Annotated in this window: 3 protein-coding genes and 2 pseudogenes; 3 read left to right on the forward strand and 2 right to left on the reverse strand. The window is 38.5% G+C overall.

Annotated elements, in window-relative coordinates; genetic code table 11:
• Together QMA00_RS17255 and QMA00_RS17260 are read right to left on the reverse strand one after the other, a co-directional pair.
• Positions 1–665 (reverse strand): annotated as a pseudogene (locus QMA00_RS17255) (response regulator); the annotation flags it as partial.
• Between the two features lie 110 nt (positions 666–775).
• The gene (locus tag QMA00_RS17260; protein ID WP_013464075.1) at positions 776–1,264 is read right to left on the reverse strand and encodes a GNAT family N-acetyltransferase; all 489 of its coding nucleotides are present in this window, start codon (positions 1,262–1,264) and stop codon (positions 776–778) included.
• A gap of 88 nt (positions 1,265–1,352) precedes the next feature.
• Between QMA00_RS17260 and QMA00_RS17265 the strand changes: the two genes are divergently transcribed.
• The 3 genes and pseudogenes from QMA00_RS17265 to QMA00_RS17275 all read left to right on the forward strand — a co-directional run.
• On the forward strand, positions 1,353–1,922 hold the full coding sequence (locus QMA00_RS17265; protein ID WP_076922436.1) for a glutathione peroxidase: 570 nt from the start codon (positions 1,353–1,355) through the stop codon (positions 1,920–1,922).
• A gap of 75 nt (positions 1,923–1,997) precedes the next feature.
• The gene (locus QMA00_RS17270) at positions 1,998–2,279 is read left to right on the forward strand and encodes a peptidylprolyl isomerase (RefSeq protein ID WP_008114778.1); all 282 of its coding nucleotides are present in this window, start codon (positions 1,998–2,000) and stop codon (positions 2,277–2,279) included.
• Positions 2,280–2,348: 69 nt separating this feature from the next.
• Positions 2,349–2,623, forward strand: a pseudogene (locus tag QMA00_RS17275) (glutathione S-transferase family protein); the annotation flags it as partial.
• Positions 2,624–2,674: the final 51 nt, after the last annotated feature.

The raw sequence follows: 2,674 nt of genomic DNA on the forward strand, positions 1-2,674 counted from the left end.
GTCATTTAAAGGCTTAATTAAAACATCTTCAAAACCGGGCGAATGGCTTCTAACATAGATTGTTCAGGGCGTGAGGTTACTAACATGCAACGACTATGCGGTTGTATTTTTTTAATTCGAAAATATCTCTAAACCAGAACTCGGTTGTAAGCTAAAGTCACTGATTAAAATATCAATACTCCTGAGCTTGGCAATATTAATTGCTTCATCATGGTTTGTTGCGGTGTATACCTCAATATGAGCGCCATAAAGGCTACTTTTGAGTGACTCTAATCGCTCATTAACATGATCAACGAGTAAAATTGTCGGCAGTTTAAAAATGTGATCTGGACCTATCTCTAATAAGGCCTCAATTAAAGACGTTATTTCTTTATTGGAAAAGAAGGGGTAGATAATGGTGGCATTGGGTATCAAGTCATTTAATTTGGAAAATGCGCTAAGCAACTCCCCTGATTCTGCTTTTGGCGCTAATAAAAAAATGATTGAGAAGTCGCTTTCTCAACAACTATCGATACAACATCAGTTGGCACGCCTTGAGAAAATATCAACAAGTCATAAATGTCTATGTCTGTATTTTCATCAAACATAGCAAAGTGGACTAATAACACTTTTAAGCGCATAGCAATCATGCTACTGCTATCAATAATAAGTATTTTTCTCGCCATTTAGACACACTTTAAAGAGTTAATTAAACACCTTTTCAGCATAGTCTAGAGTTTTTGGTTTAGCATAATCACCTACGTAAAAGTGAATTTTGCTTCCTTTTGTTATGGTACTAGGTTAAATGCTTACCAAAAATAGTTAGGCTGTACAGCTGATTGTCCATTCTTGCTACGTTAGGCAGCTCTCCCCATACTGCAAAATCAAAATGCTTAAATAATTTAATGCTCGGTTCGTTGTGACTAAAAATAAACCCAAGTAATACTTCGATATTAAGTTGCTTGGCTTGTTGTTGTGCAAATTGCATCAGCTTTTTACCCAACCCTTTTCCTTGGGCTGCTGCCGTAATGTAAATGCTTAACTCAACGGTGCCATCGTAAGCTGGGCGACCATAAAACGATTTATAACTAAGCCACGCTAATACTTGGTTATTCTCACAGTAAACAAAAATAGGGCGTTGAGCAGTATGGCTATCAAACCAAGGTTGTTTATCAGCGACGGTCACCTCTTCGGTATCGGCGGTGACCATTCGACTAGGGATAGTTTCATTGTAAATAGCAACAATGGCAGTTAAATCATCAGGTTTTGCTAAACGTATAGTCATATAAAATAAAGTAAAATTGATCAATTTAGCCTATAGTAGCGTATGATAAGTTACATAAATACTCTAAAAACGCACTTAAGGTAATAGCATGATAAAAAAAATAATACTTGGTTTAACCCTCGCGTTAAGTTGTGTTTCGCTAAATACACATGCCGCAGACTCGCCCCCCCCTTCATTAGATGCAAACACCTGCAATGACTTCACGAATGTTTCACTTAGAAAGTTGCGCTCAACTGAAACCATTAACTTATGCGATTTTAAAAACCAGCCTCTTTTAATTGTTAACACTGCGAGTAACTGCGGTTTTACGCCGCAATTTGAAGGTTTAGAAGCGCTTTATAATAAATACAAAGACGAAGGCTTGGTGGTATTAGGTTTTCCATCAGATGATTTTTTTCAAGAAGAGAACGATGAAAAAGATACCGCAAAAGTGTGTTATGTAAATTATGGTGTTACCTTCCCTATGCTGGCCACCAGCGCAGTACGTGGTAGTGACGCAAACCCTATTTTCAAGCATTTAAACGCCCAAACCAGTTCACCAAACTGGAACTTTTATAAATACGTGGTATCGGCCGATCGCAAAACGATTACGCGCTTTAACAGCCGCGTAGCACCGGATTCGGCAAAACTAGAAAGCGTAATCAAAAGTGCATTTTAACTTTGTGTTTTCAGTTTAGCCTTACTAAGATGTTGCTATCAAATTTAAAAATTAAACTTACAGGTAGGAGAACTTATGGCAGTTGCAAGTGCAAGGCACATACTCGTAGACAGTGAAGCACAATGTTTAGACCTTAAAGATAAAATTGAGCAAGGTGAAGACTTTGCAGAACTCGCTAAACTGCACTCTAATTGTCCATCAGGTCAAGATGGTGGTGCATTAGGTGAGTTTGGCCCAGGTATGATGGTGCCTGAATTTGACAAGGTGGTATTTTCAGCGCCGCTAAATCAAGTACAAGGCCCTGTACAAACACAGTTTGGTTACCATTTATTAGAAGTAACCAGCCGCTCAGAGTAAGTAAATCGATTTATTAATAAAGCCGCATCAGCGGCTTTTTATTTATGTGGAGTTGGCAAAAGCCCCATTATGCAACTATTTGGCTCTATTCCTTCCCCTTATGTTCGCCGCGTTAGAATCTGGGCAGAACAAAATAACTGTGCGCTTGAGTTTATAAATCTCGATATTTTTTCTAAAGACGATCGGCCGTTGGTGGTCACAAAAAATCCAGCAGCCAAAATTCCTATATTGGTCGATGACACGTTTACCCTAAGTGATTCAAATACCATACTGCGTTATTTACTTGAAAAAACCCAGCAACCCCCACTACATGGCCTCAAGAGCACTTTTTAATTAGGGCCTGTTGATCTTTCAAGGTTAAATTTACAGCAGTCTGTTTGGTATTTAGGCAAGGC

Source organism: Pseudoalteromonas sp. APC 3694 (assembly GCF_030407565.1).
Lineage (GTDB): Bacteria > Pseudomonadota > Gammaproteobacteria > Enterobacterales > Alteromonadaceae > Pseudoalteromonas > Pseudoalteromonas tetraodonis.

Bases quoted from the DNA above. Each gene is read 5' to 3' on its own strand.
- QMA00_RS17260 (WP_013464075.1), bottom strand. From the start codon at position 1,264: ATGACTATACGTTTAGCAAAACCTGATGATTTAACTGCCATTGTTGCT.
- QMA00_RS17265 (WP_076922436.1), top strand. From the start codon at position 1,353: ATGATAAAAAAAATAATACTTGGTTTAACCCTCGCGTTAAGTTGTGTT.
- QMA00_RS17270 (WP_008114778.1), top strand. From the start codon at position 1,998: ATGGCAGTTGCAAGTGCAAGGCACATACTCGTAGACAGTGAAGCACAA.